This window comes from Nonomuraea sp. NPDC005692 (assembly GCF_040631115.1).
Taxonomy (GTDB): domain Bacteria; phylum Actinomycetota; class Actinomycetes; order Streptosporangiales; family Streptosporangiaceae; genus Nonomuraea.
Genome location: NZ_JBEXYU010000002.1, coordinates 56,292 through 75,417, shown reverse-complemented (window position 1 = coordinate 75,417; position 19,126 = coordinate 56,292). Strand labels below are relative to the sequence as shown.

Here is a 19,126-nt window from a genome sequence, read left to right as displayed (position 1 = left end):
CCTTCCAAAGGGGGGTGTAATCTGCGAGGCGATCTCATCATGCACCCGGAGGTCGCATGCCCCCCACGCGTGGCCGTCCCATTGCCCTGAAGCTCCTGATCCTCCTGCTCGTGCCGCTGCTGTCCCTGGTCGGGCTGTGGGCGTTCGCGGCGGGCCTGACCGGCGGCGACGGCCTGCGCCTGCTGGAGATCAACAAGCTGGCCTCCAATCTGGCCACGCCGTCGGAGCGGATCAACGCCGAACTCCAGGACGAGCGGCTGGCCTCGGTCGAGTTCCTGGCCACCCAGCGCCGGGCGGACAAGCTGGCCAGGCAGCGCGGGCAGACCGACCGGGCCGTGGCGGCCTTCCGCAAGCTGGCCAAGGACCAGCGCGGGATGTCGCCCGAGATGCGCACGCAGCTCGACGCCCTCAACGCCAAGCTCGACCTGCTGGCCGGCATCCGCGCCGAGGTGGACGGCAACACGGTCGCGCCGCTGGCCGTGATCGACGGCTACAGCCAGATCGTGGACGCCTCCTTCCGCATGTACGACGCGATGGTGCTGGTGCCCGACATGTCGCTGTACCGGCAGGCACGGGCCGTCACCATGCTCGGCGAGGCCAAGGACCTGGTCTCGCGGGAACGCGCGATGATCGTCGTGGTGCTGGCCAGAGGGCGGGTCGAGGCCGTCGAGCGGGAGGCGTTCACCGGGATGGTGGCGACCCGGCGGCTGCTGTACTCGCAGGCGCTCTCGCACCTGGACGGCGGCCTGCGCGGCCCGTACGAGCAACTGGCCGCCTCGCCCGTCTACAAGGAGTTCCTCGACGCCGAGGACGCCATCCGGGGCCAGGCCGCGATGAACGGCCTGCCCGCCACCGCCGCCACCTGGGAGATCGACGGCCAGAACCTGTGGGCCGTGCTCGAACGCGACCAGGGCCAGGCCGTGGAGGGCATCGTGGCCCGGGTGACGCCGGCCGCCGGGAGCATCCTGATCAAGATCGGCGTGGCCGGCGGCGTGGGCCTGCTCGCCGTGCTCGCCTCGATCCTGCTGTCGCTGCGCTTCCGCAGGCGGCTGGTCCGCGAGCTGGCCGGGCTGCGCGACGCGGCCACCGAACTGGCCGAGGTGCGGCTGTCCGGGCTGATCGAGCGGCTGCGCACGAACACCCGTCCGCCCACGGCCGCCGAGGTCGCGCCGCTGGAGGTCAGGACGGAGACCGCCGAGGTCGCCGACATCGTGCGGGCCTTCAACCACGTGCAGTCCACGGCCGTCGAGGCCGCCGTCGACCAGGCCAGGCTGCGGCACGGCGTCAGCCAGGTCTTCGTGAACCTGGCCCGGCGCAACCAGTCGCTGCTGCACCGCCAGTTGCTCCAGCTCGACGGCATGCAGCGGGCCACCGAGGAGCCCGACCTGCTGGCCGACCTGTTCAAGCTGGACCACCTCACCACCCGCATGCGCAGGCACGCGGAGAGCCTGATCATCCTGTCCGACCAGGCCCCCGGGCGCGGCTGGCGCAACCCGGTGGCCATCCTCGACGTGCTGCGCGCGGCCGTCGCGGAGGTCGAGGAGTACGAACGCGTCGAGATCTTCCCGCCGCCGCAGACCGCGCTGCTCGGCGCGACCGTCACGGACGTGGCCCACCTGCTGGCCGAGCTGGTCGAGAACGCCACGCTCTTCTCACCCCCCAAGACCAGGGTGGACGTGCGCAGTTCGAGCACCCCGCACGGCCTGATGATCGAGATCGAGGACCGCGGCCTCGGCCTGCCCCGCGTCGAGCTGGACGAGCTCAACGACCGGCTGGCCAAGATGCCCGAGTTCGACCTGGCGCAGAGCGACCGGCTGGGCCTGTTCGTGGTCGGCCGGCTGGCCGCCCGGCACGACATCAAGGTCACCCTCGCGCCCTCGCCCTACGGCGGCCTGACCGCGATGGTCTTCCTGCCCTCAGCCCTCCTGGCCGACCAGCCGGTCCTCACCGGGAGCTAGGTAGGCCGTCCCGCCCGAGGCCCGCGCCCGCGCGACCGCCAGCAGCCGCCGGTGACCGTGGGCGGGCAGCAGGCGGGCGGCCTCCTCGTGGGTGTAGAAGCCGTGGTCGTCCAGCTCCTCGGCCTGCAAGGTGATCACCGTGCCCGGCGGGAGCTCGCCGCAGTCGAACATGAAGTTGACCATCGCGTACGGCACGTAGGCCAGGCCGTCGACCCAGCTCACGGCGAGCAGCCTGCCGACCTCCAGCACCAGGCCGAGCTCCTCGGCGACCTCCCTGGCGCACGCCTGCGCCGGGTGCTCGCCCGCGTCGATGATGCCGCCGGGGAAGGACCAGTGGTCGCGGTAGTTGGGCTTGACGAGCAGGGCCCGGCCCCGCTCGTCCGTGATGTAGGCCGCGGCTCCGGTGACGACCCGGTTGACGGTGGACCAGAAATCGTTCACCGGACCCACGTTACGGCAGCACCTGCAGCAGGGCCTGGGTCCTGGCCCTGGCCGGTTCCTCGACCCGCTGGCTCTCCTTGCCTCCGGCGTCCAGCACGACCAGCGTGTTGTGCGCGCCGCCCGCCACGCGGACGACCAGCCGCCCGTCGGCCAGGTAGAACGCGCCGATCAGCCGGCCCTTGACGGCCGGGGTGAGCTTCCGGCCCGTCACCAGGTCGACCACGGCCGGCTTGAAGGCCGCCGGCCAGCTGCCGTCGCCGAGCGCGGCGGAATCGGCGGGGACCGCGACGACCGCGTTGCGGCCGTTCGGCGACAGGCTCTGCACGTGGGTGACGAGCTTGACGCCCTTGGCCCTGGCGGCCTTCCCGGTCCTGACGTCGAGCCGGTAGACGGCGTCGGCCTCGCCGGTGTAGCCAGCGAGGTAACGGCCGCCCGCCGCCCACGCCAGATGGCACACGCCCTTGGACGTGCCGAGCCGGCGCCTGCCGGTGCCGTCGGCCTTGACCGCCATGATGGTCTCGCCCTTGCCGACGTAGGCGACCTGCGTCGAGTCGGGCGACCAGACGGGGGTCAGGCACGGCGTGCCGCCCTGGAGCTTCGTGGCCGCGGTGACGGTCTTGGCGCCGTCCTTGACCTGGAGGTTGCCGCCGTCGGTCACCCAGGCGGCCTTCCTGCCGTCCGGCGAGACGGCGAACTGCGGCAGTGCGCCGATCTTGGCGAGGGTGCTCCACTCCCCGCCTTCGTAGCGGGCGAGCCGGTGGCCGTTGTCGGCGTAGACGGCGGCGCCCGAGAGCTCGGGCGCGCCGGCCGCCGACGCGGGGGCGGGGGCCAGCAGTGCGGCGCCGAGGGCTACCCCGGCCACAACACGAATCTTCATGACAGCCTATGGTGCCGTAACGGATCAAAGACGCATGAACGGCTCGCTGAAGTGCGCGGTGGCGATCGTCGCCCGCTCGGCCCGCAGCGCCGCCAGGACCTCGGTGCGCGTGCGCGCGGCCGTCTCCTGGTCGTCGTCGTAGACGTAGTGGATGCCCGGATCGGCCAGTTGCACCGGGTGGAGCACGAGGTCGCCGGTGATGGCCAGGTCGCCGACCCTGGCGATCTGGTGGCCGGGGGTGTGGCCGGGCGTGTGCTGGACGTGGATGCCCGGCGCGATCTCGGCCTGCCCCTCGACGACGTGGAGCTGGTCCTTGAGCGGGGTCAGCAGCAGGTCGGAGACGGCTCCGGAGGCCGAGTCCACCTCGGCCCGCTGGAGCACGTGGCGGGCGTTCTCGAACACCGGCCGGCCGCCTGTGACCGCGCCGCTCGCGTGGTCGCTGTGCAGGTGGGTGAGGACGACGGTGCCGATGTCGGCGGGCGTGACGCCCACCGCCGCCAGCTCGTCCGTCAGGACGCCGGGCACGGGCGCCCAGCCGGCCGCCGGGGAGTCCTCCCCGCCGATGCCGGTGTCGACGAGGGTGAGGCGGCCTGCGCCGTCACGCAGCAGGTAGCAGTGGAAGTGCAGGACCCACTGATCGTCCGCCGGGTCGGAGCCGGGGAACATCTCGGCGAGCGGGAGGCGGATCGCGGGGCCCATCGGGCCCACCGCGTCGCAGAGCGGCGTCACCTCGACGCCGGAGACGGTGATGGGGCTGTGCTTCATCCCGCCTAGGTTAGGCGGCGACGGGCTGCCGCGGAACGTACTCGTTCTCCAGGTCGGCGGCGTAGACGGCGCGGCAGCAGTGGGCGCACCGGTACATGATCGGGCCCTCGTCGAGCGTGTGCTGACACTGCGGGCAGTGGACGGTGTTCATGGTGGTCCCCCAAGGAGCTCGGATGTGTCCATGGAACCCCCGCCGAGTTGCAGGGGTCCTGCATGTCACTTGACACGGTGCCGCTGCGCTGATGGGGGTTTGTGTGCTTTCGCCGCACCGCCGGCCGGGGGGTCTTCCACACGGCGTGGTGCGATGAAGAACATTGTCACGCGTACGGGCCGGGACACGCGGCAGAACACACCAGAACCGTCCGGGAATAGTCCAAGAGGGCTAGGCGTTTGATGGGGCGGAACGTGTGGTATCTTCCCCACAAGCGTTGAGCTTCTGCTCCGCTGGTTTTCCTCGTCAAGCCCCGCCCAGGTTCTCCGGGCCCGGCTTCTTCATCGAACTCGCCGATCTCTGGTCGGCGCATCTCCCCCAAAGGGGCTCATCATGTCTGTTCACACCATTCCGCAACAGCGCGCGGAAACGCCCGCAGGGCAGGTGAGCGGCCTCCTCGACGTGCAGGAGAAGTCCGCCCACATCCGCGCGGAACACCTTCCCGGGCCGGGCGACGTACGCGTGCCCCCCGAGCGGGTCAGGCAGCTCGGGCTGCGGCGCGGCGACCACGTCGTGGCCTCCGTGGCCGGGAACAAGCTGGCCGGCGTCCAGTCCGTCAACGGCCTGACCGAGTGGCGGGACCGGCCGCGGTTCGACGAGCTGACGCCCGTCCATCCCGACGAGCGGCTGGTCATCGAGACCGGGGCGCTCAGCACCCGGGTCATCGACCTCGTCGCGCCCATCGGCAAGGGGCAGCGCGGTCTCATCGTGGCGCCGCCCAAGGCCGGCAAGACGATGGTGCTGCAGGCGCTGGCCGCCGCGGTCACCCGCAACCATCCCGAGGTGCACCTCATGGTCGTGCTCGTGGGCGAGCGGCCCGAGGAGGTGACCGAGATGCGCGCCTCCGTCCAGGGCGAGATCTTCGCCTCCACCTTCGACCACCCCGACCGCGACCACGCCGCCGTCGCCGAGCTGGCCCTCGAACGCGCCAAGCGCCTGGTGGAGGCCGGCCGCGACGTCGTGCTGCTGCTCGACTCGCTGACCCGGCTCGGCCGGGCCTACAACAACCTCGCGCCCGGCGGCGGCCGGGTGCTCACCGGCGGCATCGACGCCCGCGCCCTCTACCCGCCCAAGCGCTTCTTCGGCGCGGCGCGCAACGTCGAGGGCGGCGGCTCGCTGACCATCCTCGCCAGCGCGCTCGTGGACACCGGCTCCCGCATGGACAACAGCCTGTACGAGGAGTTCAAGGGCACCGGCAACATGGAGCTGCACCTCGCCCGCGACCTGGCCGAGCGACGCCTGTTCCCCGCGGTCGACCTGGAGGCCTCCGGCACCAGGCGCGAGGAGATGCTCCTGCACCCGCAGGAGCGGCAGGTGATCTGGCGGCTGCGCCGCACGCTCGCCGGGCTGGACCGGCAGCAGGCCCTGGAGACGCTCGTCGGCAAGCTGCGCGCGACGCCGTCCAACGCCGCGTTCCTGCTGGAGGCGCTGCGCGCGGCGGCGTGAGGCCGCTGGAGAATGGGCGCATGCTGGCCGACATCGTCGAACACCTGATCTGCCCCGTCTGCCACGCGGACGTGGAGCTCGCCGACGGCGCACTCCGGTGTGCGCGGGGGCACTCCTTCGACGTGGCCAAGCAGGGGTACGTCAGCCTGCTCACCGGGTCACGCCCGCCCGGCACCGCCGACAGCCCCGCGATGGTGGCCGCGCGGGCCGAGTTCCTGGCGGCCGGGCACTACGCCCCGCTGGCGCAGGCGCTGGCGGAAACCGTACGCGTACGGGTGGCGGGCGGAGAAAAACGTGAATCTTCTACTGAATCGAATGACGAAACCGGGCCGAGAGCGTACGGTGGGGCGGGAGTGGAGGCCGGTCCGCAAGGTGGGCCGGTGACCGTCGAGGGTCTCGGCGCGGCGGGCAGGGTCGCACCGCTGATCGTCGACGCCGGCACGGGCACCGGGCACTACCTGGCGGCCGTGCTCAATGCGGTGGACGATGGCATCGGGATGGCGTTCGACGTGTCCAAGCACGCCGTACGGCGGGCGGCGCGGGCGCATCCGAGGCTGGGGGCGTTCGTGGCGGACGTGTGGCGACCGCTCCCGATCCGGCATGGGGTGGCCGATGTGGTGATCGATGTGTTCGCGCCCAGGAACGGGCCCGAGTTCCGGCGGATCCTGCGCCCTGGAGGGGCGGCGGTCGTCGCGACCCCCGCGGCGGCGCACCTGAGCCCGCTGGTCGAGGAGCTGGGGCTGCTCTCGGTGGACGAGGAGAAGGACCGCCGGGTCGCCCGCAGCATGCAGGGGTTCACCCAGACCGGGCGGCGCACGATCGAGTTCGACATGGAGCTCCGGCCGGACGAGCTGACCCAGGTCGTGGGAATGGGCCCGAGCGCGTGGCACACTGATTCCGCCGAGCTGGCCGCCCGCATATCCGGCTATTTCCGCCGACATGCCAAGAATGGCCAGAAGAAAGTTACGGTCAGAGCCGCGTTTCATCTGTCTATCTTCGAGCCTGAGCCCCGTTCAAGACCTGTTCCTTGACGGGCATCTGCGACTGGTGTTACTGATGGGGTATTTAGTCCGAAATTCCCCCACATTCCCCGAGTATTTCCGCGACTCAGGCGCAATACTGGACGGCATCCCGCACCCAGAGGGCGTGGGCCATCGATGGGAGGGGGCGCACCGGATGAAGGCGGAGGAACGCTGGCAGGCCAGGTTCCGTGCGTCGCGCATGACGTTGCCGGCCTGGGCCCGCCAGGCCCCGAACCGCTCCATCTACCGCTCCAACGCCACTGGGACGTGGGAGGTCTACGCCTGGGACCGGGCGACGGGCGCCGTGCGCCAGGTCACCGACCGGCCCAAGGGCACCGCGTACGCGGCGATCGACCCGGCGGGACAGTGGATCTACTGGTTCGCCGACACCGACGGCGACGAGTTCGGCACCTGGTGGCGCCAGCCGTTCGCGGGCGGTCCCAGCGAGCCGGCCGCACCCGGCCTGCCGCCGGGCCAGCCGGGCGGCATCGCGCTCTCGGCGACCGGCATGGCCGCCATCAGCCTGGCCAGCGAGGGCACGTTCCGGATCCACCTGGTACGTCCCGGCGCGCCGGCCGAGCTGCTGTACGAGCACGCCGAGGCCGCCTGGGTGACCGACATGTCCCTCGACGGCTCCCTCATCGCCATCAACCACGGCGAGTACGGCGACTTCCGGCGTCCGGCGCTGCGCGTCGTCGACCAGCACGGCGAGACCGTCGGCGAGCTCTACGACGGCCCCGACAAGGGCGTGCACGGCCTCAGCTTCGCCCCGGTGCTCGGCGACCGCCGCCTGCTCACGCTGCACGAGCGCCGCCAGCGCCACGAGCCCCTGGTCTGGGACCCGGTCACCGGCGAGCAGCGCGAGATCTGGCTGAAGGACCCCGGCGACCTGGCCGCCGAATGGTTCGACGACGGCCGCGGCCTGCTGATCCTGCGCGACCACCGCGCCCGCAGCTACCTGCACCGCTACGACCTGGCGGGCGGCGTCCTGACGCTCATCGACACCCCGCACGGCGTGATCGACGAGGCCGCGCCGCGGCCCGGCGGCCACATCGAGTACTCCTGGTCCAGCGGCTCCCGCCCGCCGATCATCCGGTCGAGCAACGGACAGGTCGTGCTCAACGCGGGCGGCCCGCCGGCGCCGCCGAGCGTCCCCGTCGAGGACCTCGACGTCGAGGGGCCCGGCGGGCGCATCCACGCGCTGGTGTCCAAGCCCGAGACCGGCGCGGCGCCCCACCCGGCGGTCTTCCTCATGCACGGCGGCCCGACCGACCACGACCGCGACACCTTCTCCCCCGAGGTCGCGGCCTGGGTCGACGCGGGCTTCGCCGTCGTCCGCGTCAACTACCGCGGCTCGACCGGCTACGGCTCGGCCTGGCGGGACGCGCTGCACGGCGACGTCGGGCACATCGAGCTGGCCGACATCGCCGCCGTGCGCCGGACGCTGGTGGACCGGGGCACGATCGACCCCGCCCGGCTGATCCTGGCCGGCACCGCCTGGGGCGGCTACCTCTCGCTGCTCGGCCTCGGCGTCCAGCCCGGCCTGTGGGCGGCGGGCATCGCCGCGGTGCCCATCGCCTGCCACCAGACCTGCTACGAGGACGAGGCCGAGAGCCTGCGCGCCTACCAGCGCGCCCTGCTCGGCGGCTCCCCCGACGAGCAGCCCGAACGGTACGCCTTCTGCTCGCCGATCACGTACGTGGACCAGATCAAGAGCCCTCTGCTGATCCTGGCCGGCGAGAACGACACCCGCTGCCCGCTGCGCCAGATCGAGAAGTACGTGGCCAAGCTGGCCGAGCACGGCCGCGAGCACGAGCTCTACACCTACGGCGCCATCCGCGGCTCGCTCGTGGTCGCGGAACGCATCGCGCAGACGGCCCTGCAACTGGAGTTCGCCCGCAAGCACGTGCACGTCGGCTGACCTCTCGCGCACGTCGTGGGAGCGCTCCTGCGGGGGCGCTCCCGCGCGGGTCAGCGCGCGCGCAGGACCACGATGGCCAGGTCGTCGGCGCTCGGCTCGGCGGCGAACTCCGCCGCGCCCCTGCGGATGCGCTCGGCCACCGCCCTGGCCGACAGCCCGGCGCACTCGGCCAGCAGCTTGGCCAGGCCGCCGTCGTCGTCGAGCAGCCGCCCGCCCGAGCGCCGCTCGGTCACGCCGTCGGTCACCGCCAGCAGCACGTCACCGTGGTCGAGATGGATGGTGTCGGCCTCGAACACGACCTCGTGGAAGACGCCGAGCAGCGACTGGGGCGTGGTCACCGCCTCCACCTTGCCGCTCGGCTTGAGCCGCAGCGCCTCGGGATGGCCGGCTGACACCAGCCGCACCTCCAGGCCGGACTCCACGGGCGTGATGTCGCCGTGGAGCAGCGTGAGGAACCTGGCCCGCTCGCCCTCCTCCAGGATCGCCTGGTTGAGCCGGCCGAGCACCGCGGCGACGCCGTAGCCCTCGCGGGCCAGCAGGCGCAGCGTGTGACGGGCCAGGCCGGTCACCGCGGCGGCCTCGGGGCCGGTGCCGCAGACGTCGCCGATCGCGAAGCGCCAGGAGTCGTCGCCCGCCTTGAACAGGTCGTAGAAGTCGCCGCCGACCTCGTTGGCCTCGCCGGCGGGCTCGTAGATGACGCCGTAGTCGAGGCCGGGCACCTCGGGCTCGTTGGGCGGCAGGAGGCTGCGCTGCAGCGCCCGGTTGGCCGCGGCCTGCTGGGCGTAGAGCCGGGCGTTGTCCATGGCCAGCGCGGCGCGCCTGCCGATGTCGTCGGCGAACTGGATGACCTCGTCGGGGAAGCGGTCGGACCGGCCGAGGCACATCATGCCGAGCCCGCGGCCGCGCGCGGTGAGCGGCACGGCCAGCACCTGGGAGTCGTTCAGGTGGATGACGGACGTGGCCCTGGTGTCGGCCGCGCCGACGTCCATGTCCGTGAGCTGCTCGCGCAGGCCGTCGATGCGGGCCTCGTCGGCGTGCCAGAGGTAGACCAGCCGCAGCGGGCCGCCCGAGTTGCCGGCGGTGTAGACGGCGCACCAGCTCGACAGACGGGGCACGACGATCTGGGCGATGATCGCCGGGACCATGTCGGGGTCGAGGGTGCCGGCCAGCAGGTCGCTCGCGTCGGCCAGGAACCCGAGCCAGTGGGGGCCCCGCGCGCTCTCCTCCACCCACTCCGCGGCCACCTGGTCCACGGAGCCGGGTAGCGTGAGCCTTGCCCAATGGACACGGGAATCGCCCGCGAAGGTGACTCCCCACTCTTCCACGTTCACGGAAGGAGCCTTCGGGTCACCGTGCGCGGTGATCCGCTGCCGCAGTTCGACCTGGACTGCGTCCCCGTAATGCTTCCAAATCACCTCAAACGGCTCGTCAGAGACCTGCTCCGCGAGATCGCCGGCCACCTGCTCGGCGGTATGGAGCACGCTGACGGTGGCCCACGCGGTCATCACCTCGCGCGTGAACCTCATCGCAGCCGTCACAGCGGTATCGCCAGGCGCGAAGGTCGCGGCCAGCACCGCGTGGGGAGAAGCAGTCATCCCATCGTGCCTACCACACTTCTCACTGACTTGGGGTAAATCCAAGGGCAGGACTACGAGCTACTCATCGTGACAGACTTGAATCACTCGCCGGGACCCGTCGCGAGTGAAGGAGGCCCCATGACCACGGCCAAGGCCGCATCAAGCCCGGAGGAGAGGACCTATACAGAATCGGATCTCGTTCCCGTGCTGGAGACTCTGTTCTCCTGGCGTGACGGCGATTTCCGGCGTCGGGTCCCGCACGCTCCTCCCGGCATCCTCAGCGAAGTGCGCCTGCTGCTGAACGAAGTGGCCGACCGCCGCGAACATCTCGCGAACGAGCTGGCGAGAGTTCGCAAAGAAGTCGTCAAGGAAGGGCGCTTCGGGGAGCGGCTGACGCCCGGCCCGGGCGTCGGGGCGTGGTCCGAGAGCGTCGAGTCGGTCAACATGCTGATCGACGCCCTGGTGAGCCCGGTCAGCGGCGCGGCCGACGTGATCGACGCGGTGGCCAAGGGCGACCTGTCACGACGCATCGACCTCGACCGGTCGGCCCGCGGCGAGGTGCGCCGCCTGGGCAAGGCCATCAACGGCATGGTCGACCAGCTCGCCCTGTTCAACTCCGAGGTCACCAGGGTCGCCCGCGAGGCGGGCACCGAGGGCCGGCTGGGCGGCAGCGCCAACCTGCGGGGCATGTCGGGAAGCTGGCGCGACCTCACCGAGGCCGTCAACACGATGTCCTCACGCGTGGCCGCGCAGGTCCGCGACATCGCCGTGGTCACCACGGCGGTCGCCAAGGGCGACCTGAGCCGCAAGGTCACGGTCGACGCCGTGGGTGAGATGTTCGAGCTGAAGAACACCGTCAACACGATGGTCGACCAGCTCTCGGGCTTCGCCGAGGAGGTCACCCGCGTGGCCCGCGAGGTCGGCACCGAGGGCCAGCTCGGCGGCCAGGCGCAGGTCACCGGCGTGTCGGGCGTCTGGAAGGACCTCACCGACAACGTCAACTTCATGGCCAACAACCTGACCTCGCAGGTGCGCTCGATCGCGACCGTCGCGACGGCGGTCGCCCAGGGCAACCTGTCGAAGAAGATCACCGTTGACGCCGAGGGCGAGATCCTGCAGCTCAAGGACACCCTCAACACGATGGTCGACCAGCTGTCGTCCTTCGCCGACGAGGTCACCCGCGTGGCCCGCGAGGTCGGCACCGAAGGCAAGCTCGGCGGGCGCGCCGAGGTGAAGGGCGTGTCCGGGGTCTGGAAGGACCTCACCGACAACGTCAACTCGATGGCCAACAACCTGACCTACCAGGTGCGCAACATCGCCCAGGTGACCACGGCCGTGGCCAACGGCGACCTGACGCGCAAGATCGACGTCGACGCCCAGGGCGAGATCCTCGAACTCAAGTCGACCATGAACACGATGGTCGAGCAGCTGTCCTCGTTCGCCTCCGAGGTCACCCGCGTGGCCCGCGAGGTCGGCACCGAGGGCCAGCTCGGCGGCCAGGCGCAGGTGCGCGGCGTGTCCGGGGTCTGGAAAGACCTCACCGACAACGTCAACTCGATGGCCAACAACCTCACCTCGCAGGTGCGCCAGATCGCGGCCGTCTCGTCCGCGGTGGCGCAGGGCAACCTGTCGAAGAAGATCACCGTTGACGCGCAGGGCGAGATCCTGCAGCTCAAGGACACCCTCAACACGATGGTCGACCAGCTGTCGTCCTTCGCCGACGAGGTCACCCGCGTGGCCCGCGAGGTGGGCACGCAGGGGCAGCTCGGCGGCCAGGCGAGGGTGCAGGGCGTGTCGGGCGTGTGGAAGGACCTCACCGACAACGTCAACTTCATGGCGAACAACCTGACCTATCAGGTGCGCAACATCGCCGAGGTCACCACGGCCGTGGCCAACGGCGACCTGACCCGCAAGATCGACGTCGACGCCCAGGGCGAGATCCTGGCGCTGAAGACCACCATCAACCGGATGGTCGACCAGCTGTCCTCCTTCGCCTCCGAGGTCACCCGCGTGGCCCGCGAGGTGGGCTCGGAGGGCCAGCTCGGCGGCCAGGCCCGGGTCGAGGGCGTCGAGGGCACCTGGAAGCGGCTCACCGAGAGCGTCAACGAACTGGCCGGCAACCTGACCACGCAGGTGCGCGCCATCGCGACCGTGACCAGCGCCGTGGCCCGGGGCGACCTGACCCGTTCGATCGCCGTCGAGGCGCAGGGCGAGCTGGCGGAGCTGAAGGACAACATCAACTCGATGGTGGCCAACCTCCGCGAGACCACCCAGGCCAACCAGGAACAGGACTGGCTCAAGTCCAACCTGGCCCGCATCTCCCGGCTCATGCAGGGCCACCGCGACCTGTTCGAGGTGGCCAAGCTGACGATGAGCGAGCTCACTCCGCTGGTCTCGGCCCGCTACGGCGCCTTCTACGGCATCGACCCCGAGGGCGACCACGAGCTGACGCTGATCGGCGGCTACGGCGTGCGCCCCGACCGGGGGCCGCGCCGGCGCTTCGCGATCGGCGAGGGCATCGTCGGCCAGGCGGCGGCCGAGGGCAGGCACATCATCCTCGACGACGTGCCGCCGCAGTTCATCACCATCGACAGCGGGCTCAGCCAGTCCACGCCCGCGCAGATCGTCGTGCTGCCGATCCTGTTCGAGAACCGCGTGCTCGGCGTGCTGGAGCTGGCCTCCTTCACCCCGTTCGGCGAGGTGCACCTCGACTTCCTGACGCAGCTCGTCGAGACCATCGGCGTCACGATGAACACGATCATCGCCAACTCCCGCACCGAAGACCTGCTGACCGAGTCCCAGCGGCTCACCCGTGAGCTGCAGGAACGCTCTGACGAGCTCCAGCGGCAGCAGGAGGAGCTGCGCAGGTCCAACGCCGAGCTGGAGGACAAGGCGGCGCTGCTGGCCAAGCAGAACCGCGCGATCGAGATCCAGAACTTCCAGATCGAGCAGGCCCGCCGCACCCTGGAGGAGCGCGCCGAGCAGCTCGCCGTCTCCTCGCGGTACAAGTCCGAGTTCCTCGCGAACATGTCCCACGAGCTGCGCACACCGCTCAACAGCCTGCTGGTGCTGGCCAAGTTGCTGACCGAGAACGCCGAGGGCAACCTGACGTCCCAGCAGGTCGAGTTCGCCCGCACGATCCACAGCGCGGGCTCGGCGCTGCTGCAGCTCATCAACGACATGCTCGACCTGTCGAAGGTCGAGGCGGGCCGGATGGACATCCATCCGATCCAGGTGTCGCTGCCCAAGATGGTCGACCTGCTGGAGGCGGCCTTCGCGCCGCTGGCCCAGGACAAGGGGTTGTCGTTCGGCGTCGAGGTGGCCTCCGACGTGCCGAGCGAGCTGCGGGCCGACGAGCAGCGTCTGCAGCAGGTGCTGCGCAACCTGCTGTCCAACGCGGTGAAGTTCACCCCGAAGGGCGAGGTCAAGCTGCGGGTGGCGGCGGCGCCCCGGGGCGTCGACTTCGACGACGACACCCTCCACGACGCCACCGACCTGCTGGCCTTCCAGGTGATCGACACCGGCATCGGCATCGCGCCCGACAAGCGCGAGGTCATCTTCGAGGCGTTCAGGCAGGCCGACGGCACCACCAGCCGCAAATACGGCGGCACCGGCCTCGGCCTGGCCATCTGCCGCGACATCGCCCGGCTGCTCGGCGGCGAGATCCACGTCGACAGCGAGCTGGGCAGGGGCAGCACGTTCACCCTCTACCTGCCGGCCTCCTACACCGGCCCGCTGGCCGCCACCGACGGCAGCACGGCCCCGCGCCGGCAGCTCATGACCTCGCCCGCCGAGGAGCAGGCCGCCGCCGCGACCTTGCCCGAGCCGCCGCCGCTCGACATGCCGATGCCCGAGCTGGTCGAGGCGCCCGTGGAGACGCCCGCCCAGTGGCAGGGCGACGACCCGCTCAACGGCGCCAAGATCCTCATCGTCGACGACGACATCCGCAACGTGTTCGCCCTCACCAGCGTGCTGGAGCGACACGGATCGACGGTCGTCTACGCCGAGAACGGCCGCGAGGGGATCGAGCAGCTCGAACGGAACGAAGACGTCGCGCTCGTCCTGATGGACATCATGATGCCGGAGATGGACGGCTGGGCCACGACCTCGGCCATCCGGCGCATGCCCCAGTTCGCTGACCTGCCGATCATCGCGCTGACCGCTAAGGTCATGCGTGGTGATCGCGAGAAGAGCATCGCCTCGGGCGCGTCCGACTACGTGCCCAAGCCGGTCGACGTCGATCGCCTGCTCGAACGGCTGCGCGGCTGGCTCAGCCGTGGGCGAGGAGCCACGACCGACTCGTCGCCCTCAACCGCTGAAGGGTCGTGATCGATGCCGGACCGTGCAAAGATCCTCCTGGTCGACGACCGCGAGGAGAACCTGATCGCCCTGGAGGCGATCCTCAGCTCGCTCGACCTGGTGCCCGTACGCGCCAGGTCCGGCGAGGAGGCGCTCAAGGCGCTGCTCAACACCGAGTTCGCGCTGATCCTGCTCGACGTCCGGATGCCGGGCATGGACGGCTTCGAGACGGCCGCCCACATCAAGCGGCGGGAGCGGACCAGGAACATCCCGATCATCTTCCTGACCGTGGTCGACAGCGCTCCCGACTACGCCTTCCGCGGATACGCGGCGGGCGCGGTCGACTATCTCACCAAGCCGTTCGACCCTTGGGTGCTGCGGGCGAAGGTGTCGGTGTTCACCGAGCTCTACAACATGAACAAGCGCCTGGCCGAGCAGGCGTCGTTGCTCCGCGAGCGGCTGACCGGCGAGCTGCCGCCCGGAGCGGGTGACCACGCCTCGGTGCTGCCGGAGTTGTCCCGGCGGCTCACGGCGGTGGAGGACGAGCTGGCCCGGGTGCGGGAACTGGGCCGCAAGTCGCAGGATCCGGCGCTCGCCGTACCGCTGGCCGACCTGGGCGATCGGGTCGCCCACCTGCGCGCCGGCTTCGACGCGCTCTCCTGACCTCGTCCCGTCCGACGCCCGGGCCGCCGCTCATGGCGCCCGGGCGTCTGGCTTGCCACGCCTCCCGGGAGGGTCAGTGGCGGGCGCGTTCGAGGGCGTCCCAGAAGCCGCGGCGCAGAGCGTGGCGGACCTCGTCGTGCAGGAGGAAGTCGATCGGCAGCGAGGACCCCTGCAGGAGGCGGGCCTCCAGGTCGGAGGGCATGCGGGGCTTGCGGGCGAGCACCGCCTCCAGCCACAGCGCGGGCGCGTCGCGGGCCACGGACTCGCCGAAGTCGTGCCCTTCGCGATGGGCGGCCTTCACGGCGTCGGCCAGCGTGGTGGCCCCGGCGGTGGCGGCGGGTGGCGGGGAGACGGGCGCGGCCTGCGGCCCGGTGTACGGCCCGAGCTGCGCCTGCTGGTACGTGCCCCCCGAGGACGGCGTGGCGAACTGCCCGGTGCTCGGCGAGGCGGACTGCGGCTGCTGCAGCGGCCCCGTCGCCGGCGCGGACGGCGGCACGGACGGCGGGATCGACGGCGGCTGCTCCTGGTACCCCGAGTACGAGGGCAACACCGGCGGCGTGGCCGACCGCCCGCCCGAGGACGCCTGCCCGTTGGCGGACGGCTGGCCGGAGGAGGGCGCCGCGTGGCTCCCGGAGGACTGCCCGGCCGCGTGGCTGCCCGAGGACGGCGCCGGCGGCAGCGAGGCCGTCGGGGTCACCGGGGGCGCGGCCGGCGGTGCGGGCGGCAGCGAGTGGGCGGCGTGCCCGTTGCTGAGCGGCTGGTGGTGACCGTTGGCGGACTCGGTGACGCCGCTCACCATCGTGACGTAGGGCCGCAGGTGGGCGCTGCCCAGCTCGACCAGGTCGTCGCACTCCTGCCGCAGCGACCGGGACACGGCCCACCCGCCGTCGGCGGCGATGTGGATGACGGTGACCCTGATGCCGAGATCCTGGGCGTCGCACACCACCTGGGCGAGGTCTTCGTCGCCGCTGACGACGACGGCGTCGCAGATGGCGTTGTTGCGGGCGAGGGTCATGAGGTCGCGATGGACCTGGGCGTCGACGCCCTCGCGGCGGCCCGGCCGGATGCGCGAGAGCCTGAGCTTGAGGCCCGGGATGTCGGCCAGCGCGTCGTGCTCCGGGGTGCGGCGGCCCTCGACGGTCGCCTCGTACCAGTAGCACCGCAGCAGCGGCAGGCCCGTGCGTTCGCGCGACAGGTTGGTCATCAGCTGGAGGAGCCCGGGATAGTCCCAGGCGACGGCCTCTCGATGGCGAGTGCCGTGCACGGCCATCGCTCCGTCTGCCAGCAGATAGCCGGCGTCCACGAACAGCGCACAGCGATCCACTGACACCGCCCCTTTCCTGGTGGTCCGACCTTGCTGGCTCTGCACCGTCAGAGACCGGACTCGGCGGCCCTCTCTCAGGGTAATGAAAGCAGGTGATCGCGCGAGGGTGAATCCCGACGATTCGACCGCGGGCCGCCGTCCAGCCAGACCATTTAGGCAGACCGTACCAGTTCGTCCTGTTTGCGGTCATGAACGTCCCCTGACGGTCAGCGCGGCCGCGCCGAAGAGCACGACGTCCTTGTCGGTCACGATCGTCAGCGCCGGATCGCGGCCCAGCTCGGCGTCGACCGTGTCGACGTCGACGCCGAAGGTCATCCCCCTGGCGCCGTTGGCGGAGCCGTCGAAGACGTTGGCGCGCTCACGGTCGCCGCCCTCGGGGACGATCGCGCCGGTGCCGAGCGAGACCTTGTCGCCCTGGAGATCGGCGTCGCCCTCCCAGGTCACCAGCTCGGCCCGAGCCGGCGCGGCGGCCGGGCTCAGGCCGCCGAGCGGCATGCGCACCTTCCTGGCCGCGCCACCGATCACGGTCGCCGTGTCGAGCACCACGGCCTGGCTGTACGGCTCCCGCGGCCCGGCCACGACCACCACCAGGCTCCACCCGGCGTGGCTGGAGGCCCCCTCCGCCATCGGCGCGTCGGCCGCCCACCACAGGCCGCCCGGCCGCGCCTGCCCGGCCAGCGCGGTGACGTCGGCGAACGCCTGGTAGGCCGGGCCGAGCGGCATGTCGAGGGCCGTGACGTGGTCGGGAAGGACCGACACGTACGTGCGCCGGCCCGGCGCCCTGACCTTGACGGGCCCCGCCGCCGCGCCGCTCGCCGACCAGTAGAGCCCGGCCCACACGACCCTGCTGTCCCTGGGCAGGGTGAGCCGGGCCGCGCTGGACGCGGTGGTGGCCGGGCTGGAGTCCTGGTCGAGCGGGGTCATCGGCCACAGGTCGTTGTCGCGCTGGTCGCCCTGGCGGCGCCTGGCCTCGGCGCAACCGTCGTGCTCCTCGGGGCAGCTCAGCAGCGTGTTGCCGATCGCCCGGACGGCCACCCTGCCCTCGGTGGCGAACCTGGCCGACGCCCCCACCGTGCGCACGCCCTGCGTGGCCCGCGCGTTGACGTGGAGGTTGTCGGCGTCGACGCGCACGGCCGGCCCGGCGCCCTCCGGGGCCAGCTCCGACACCAGCACGCGCAGGAACACCGCCGTGCCGTGCCCCGCGGCCAGCGGCTGCCTGGCGCACCGGGCGCCCTGGCCGGCCTGCCGGCAGGACCAGCCGTCGACCGTGCCCACGGGATCGAGGAGCGCCACGCCGTGCCCGCGCCTGGCCGGCGGCAGGAGCGTCACGCCGGGCGGCAGCTCGACGGTCGCGGCCAGCTCGCCGCTCGGGCCGTCGCCGTCGTTGCGCAGGCGCATGCCGACGATGCCGGGCTGGGCGCGTACGAGGGCGCCGAGCGCGCCGATCGTGGCGCGCAGCCGCGGCCTGCCCCGCGGCTCCTTCCGCGGCGGTGGGACGCGCGCCGGCGGCTCGCTCGCCACGGGCAGCGGCACCGGCCGCACCGACACCGGGGGCTGGGCCAGCGGCGTGGGCGTGGCCACCGGCCGCTCGGCCACCGGCGACTCCCCGGACACCAGCACGAACGCCGCCACCGCCGCGGACGCGACCGCGACGCCGCCCGCCGCCACGACCTGCTGCCGCGAGGGCGCCCGCCGCAACCAGCCGAACAGCCGCAGCAGCCAGCCCGCTCCGCCGCCGGCCGCGCCCGCTTTGGCCAGCGCCGCGGCGTAGCCGCTGAACACCGGGCCGGCGATCAGCGGGCCGACGATGACGCGCAGGCCGCGGTTGACGTCGGTCAGTTCGAGCAGGACGCCGTGGCATTCCTCGCAGTCGTTCACGTGGTCGTCGACCGCGCGCGAGTCGCGCCTGGCCAGGCCGCCCCTGACATAGGCGCCCATCTTGCCGAGCACGGGACGGCACTCGTGCTGCGGCGCCGCGCGCAGGTGCATCTGCAGGTACGCCTGCCGCAGCCCCTCGCGCGCCCGGTAGGCCAGCGCCGCCACCCCGTTGGCCGACAGGCCGAGCAGCGGCGCGACCTCGGCGGGCTTGCACTTCTCCACCTCGGTGTGCCAGAGCACCGCCCGCCACCGCTCGGGCAGCGACAGGAACGCGCGCGAGATCATCGACCGCTCAAGGCCGACGAGCGCGGGATCGACGAAGGGCACGCCCGCGTCGTAGCGCTCGATCTCGCCGGTGGTCACCTGGCGGCTCTCGACCCGGCTGCGGTCGTAGACGGTGCGGCGCACGACGGTCAGCAGGTACGTGCGGAACCCCGACTCCGGGCCGCCACCCCTGCCCACCAGGTCGAGGATCTTCGTGAACGACTCGGCCACGACGTCCTCGACCTCGGACTCGCCCCTGACGAGCTGTCTGGCCAGCGCGCGCGCCGCGGCCACGTGACGCTCGTAGAGCCGTCCGTACGCGGTCGCGACGCCGGCTCGGACCTCCTTCAGCAGGTCCGCATCGCTTAGCGGCGATTCCACACTCATTGTGACCTCACGATTACAGCGGGTTGCCCCGCGCAATCATTCCGCATTCTCCGTCATGACTAAACCGAAGCGCCGTCTTTACCTCTGAGGACC

13 protein-coding genes are annotated in these 19,126 nt (G+C 71.7%); 6 read left to right on the top strand and 7 right to left on the bottom strand.

Annotation, left to right across the window (positions count from 1 at the left end; genetic code table 11):
- Window positions 1–56: 56 nt before the first annotated feature.
- Window positions 57–1,958 carry a nitrate- and nitrite sensing domain-containing protein gene (locus tag ABZ459_RS05075; RefSeq protein ID WP_357966055.1) on the top strand — a complete coding sequence of 634 codons (1,902 nt, stop codon included), beginning with the start codon at window positions 57–59 and terminating at the stop codon, window positions 1,956–1,958.
- Here ABZ459_RS05075 and ABZ459_RS05070 read toward each other — a convergent pair.
- The 4 genes from ABZ459_RS05070 to ABZ459_RS05055 are packed head-to-tail and all read right to left on the bottom strand — an operon-like array spanning window position 1,917 to window position 4,192.
- The gene (locus ABZ459_RS05070) at window positions 1,917–2,399 is read right to left on the bottom strand and encodes an NUDIX hydrolase (RefSeq protein WP_357966052.1); all 483 of its coding nucleotides are present in this window, start codon (window positions 2,397–2,399) and stop codon (window positions 1,917–1,919) included. The two genes, ABZ459_RS05075 and ABZ459_RS05070, sit on opposite strands and share 42 nt — an antisense overlap.
- Window positions 2,400–2,409: 10 nt before the next feature.
- Window positions 2,410–3,276 carry a hypothetical protein gene (locus tag ABZ459_RS05065; RefSeq protein WP_357966050.1) on the bottom strand — a complete coding sequence of 289 codons (867 nt, stop codon included), beginning with the start codon at window positions 3,274–3,276 and terminating at the stop codon, window positions 2,410–2,412.
- A 24-nt stretch (window positions 3,277–3,300) separates the two neighbouring features.
- Window positions 3,301–4,041 (bottom strand): MBL fold metallo-hydrolase, encoded by a 741-nt coding sequence (locus ABZ459_RS05060; protein ID WP_357966048.1) that lies wholly within the window; start codon window positions 4,039–4,041, stop codon window positions 3,301–3,303.
- Between the two features lie 10 nt (window positions 4,042–4,051).
- A complete protein-coding gene (locus tag ABZ459_RS05055) occupies window positions 4,052–4,192 on the bottom strand; it encodes a hypothetical protein (protein ID WP_352321299.1) in 141 nt (46 codons plus the stop codon).
- A gap of 393 nt (window positions 4,193–4,585) precedes the next feature.
- On the opposite strand from ABZ459_RS05055, the gene rho reads away from it, so the two are divergent.
- The 3 genes from rho to ABZ459_RS05040 all read left to right on the top strand — a co-directional run bounded on the left by rho (window position 4,586) and on the right by ABZ459_RS05040 (window position 8,641).
- Entirely contained in the window at window positions 4,586–5,698 is a 1,113-nt protein-coding gene (gene rho / locus ABZ459_RS05050; RefSeq protein ID WP_357966044.1) for a transcription termination factor Rho, read from the top strand.
- 20 nt (window positions 5,699–5,718) lie between these two features.
- Window positions 5,719–6,729 (top strand): putative RNA methyltransferase, encoded by a 1,011-nt coding sequence (locus ABZ459_RS05045; RefSeq protein WP_357966042.1) that lies wholly within the window; start codon window positions 5,719–5,721, stop codon window positions 6,727–6,729.
- Window positions 6,730–6,874: 145 nt separating this feature from the next.
- Window positions 6,875–8,641 (top strand): prolyl oligopeptidase family serine peptidase, encoded by a 1,767-nt coding sequence (locus ABZ459_RS05040; RefSeq protein ID WP_357966039.1) that lies wholly within the window; start codon window positions 6,875–6,877, stop codon window positions 8,639–8,641.
- 50 nt (window positions 8,642–8,691) lie between these two features.
- Here ABZ459_RS05040 and ABZ459_RS05035 read toward each other — a convergent pair whose 3' ends face one another.
- Window positions 8,692–9,894: a GAF domain-containing SpoIIE family protein phosphatase gene (locus ABZ459_RS05035; protein WP_357966036.1), complete on the bottom strand. Its 1,203-nt coding sequence runs from the start codon at window positions 9,892–9,894 to the stop codon at window positions 8,692–8,694.
- Window positions 9,895–10,356: 462 nt separating this feature from the next.
- Here ABZ459_RS05035 and ABZ459_RS05030 point away from each other — a divergent pair, with 462 nt between their 5' ends.
- Both ABZ459_RS05030 and ABZ459_RS05025 read left to right on the top strand, forming a co-directional pair.
- On the top strand, window positions 10,357–14,547 hold the full coding sequence (locus tag ABZ459_RS05030) for a HAMP domain-containing protein (RefSeq protein ID WP_357966033.1): 4,191 nt from the start codon (window positions 10,357–10,359) through the stop codon (window positions 14,545–14,547).
- 3 nt (window positions 14,548–14,550) lie between these two features.
- Window positions 14,551–15,180, top strand: a complete 630-nt coding sequence (locus ABZ459_RS05025) for a response regulator (RefSeq protein WP_357966030.1) — start codon at window positions 14,551–14,553, stop codon at window positions 15,178–15,180.
- 73 nt (window positions 15,181–15,253) lie between these two features.
- Here the strand turns inward: ABZ459_RS05025 and ABZ459_RS05020 are convergent, their stop codons facing one another.
- Together ABZ459_RS05020 and ABZ459_RS05015 are read right to left on the bottom strand one after the other, a co-directional pair.
- Entirely contained in the window at window positions 15,254–16,504 is a 1,251-nt protein-coding gene (locus ABZ459_RS05020) for an NYN domain-containing protein (RefSeq protein WP_357966027.1), read from the bottom strand.
- Window positions 16,505–16,690: 186 nt separating this feature from the next.
- Window positions 16,691–19,027, bottom strand: a complete 2,337-nt coding sequence (locus ABZ459_RS05015) for a sigma-70 family RNA polymerase sigma factor (protein WP_357966024.1) — start codon at window positions 19,025–19,027, stop codon at window positions 16,691–16,693.
- Window positions 19,028–19,126 lie beyond the last annotated feature (99 nt).

What these genes read in the sequence shown, in the direction of transcription:
- ABZ459_RS05065 (WP_357966050.1), bottom strand. Translation starts at nt 3,276, where the DNA reads ATGAAGATTCGTGTTGTGGCCGGGGTAGCCCTCGGCGCCGCACTGCTG.
- ABZ459_RS05060 (WP_357966048.1), bottom strand. Translation starts at nt 4,041, where the DNA reads ATGAAGCACAGCCCCATCACCGTCTCCGGCGTCGAGGTGACGCCGCTC.
- ABZ459_RS05055 (WP_352321299.1), bottom strand. Translation starts at nt 4,192, where the DNA reads ATGAACACCGTCCACTGCCCGCAGTGTCAGCACACGCTCGACGAGGGC.
- ABZ459_RS05045 (WP_357966042.1), top strand. Translation starts at nt 5,719, where the DNA reads ATGCTGGCCGACATCGTCGAACACCTGATCTGCCCCGTCTGCCACGCG.
- ABZ459_RS05025 (WP_357966030.1), top strand. Translation starts at nt 14,551, where the DNA reads ATGCCGGACCGTGCAAAGATCCTCCTGGTCGACGACCGCGAGGAGAAC.
- ABZ459_RS05040 (WP_357966039.1), top strand. Translation starts at nt 6,875, where the DNA reads ATGAAGGCGGAGGAACGCTGGCAGGCCAGGTTCCGTGCGTCGCGCATG.
- ABZ459_RS05075 (WP_357966055.1), top strand. Translation starts at nt 57, where the DNA reads ATGCCCCCCACGCGTGGCCGTCCCATTGCCCTGAAGCTCCTGATCCTC.
- rho (WP_357966044.1), top strand. Translation starts at nt 4,586, where the DNA reads ATGTCTGTTCACACCATTCCGCAACAGCGCGCGGAAACGCCCGCAGGG.
- ABZ459_RS05030 (WP_357966033.1), top strand. Translation starts at nt 10,357, where the DNA reads ATGACCACGGCCAAGGCCGCATCAAGCCCGGAGGAGAGGACCTATACA.